The 275-nt window shown below is 46.2% G+C and carries 1 protein-coding gene; it reads left to right on the forward strand.

Features of this window, described 5'->3' with window-relative positions; genetic code table 11:
• Positions 1-51: 51 nt before the first annotated feature.
• The coding region (locus AB0T83_RS20445) for a hypothetical protein (RefSeq protein WP_366195026.1) at positions 52-275 on the forward strand (224 nt) is incomplete at its 3' end.

Below are 275 nucleotides of genomic sequence, written 5' to 3' on the forward strand. Positions count from 1 at the left end.
GTCAGCAAAGAGAGTTGTATTGTGAACATAGTGAACGTCGATCAAAGTAACATGCAGACCTACCTCAACTTATCACAGCCTTACGAAGCCGAGTTTTCGGTGTATACCAAGAAGGTACCTGATGAGAATGGGCTGTTCGTGATGGATACCTTGATAGGAGGCAATGTTAAGGGCTTTTTGCTCTACATTGACACCGTACCGGCGGGATTGGCTGCGATTGCCGAAACCTCAACACAGCATTTTGAAGTGTGCGATTTCTATGTCGTCCCCATCTT

The sequence above is a fragment of the Meridianimarinicoccus marinus genome (genome assembly GCF_040689105.1).
Taxonomy (GTDB): Bacteria; Pseudomonadota; Alphaproteobacteria; order Rhodobacterales; family Rhodobacteraceae; genus Meridianimarinicoccus; species Meridianimarinicoccus marinus.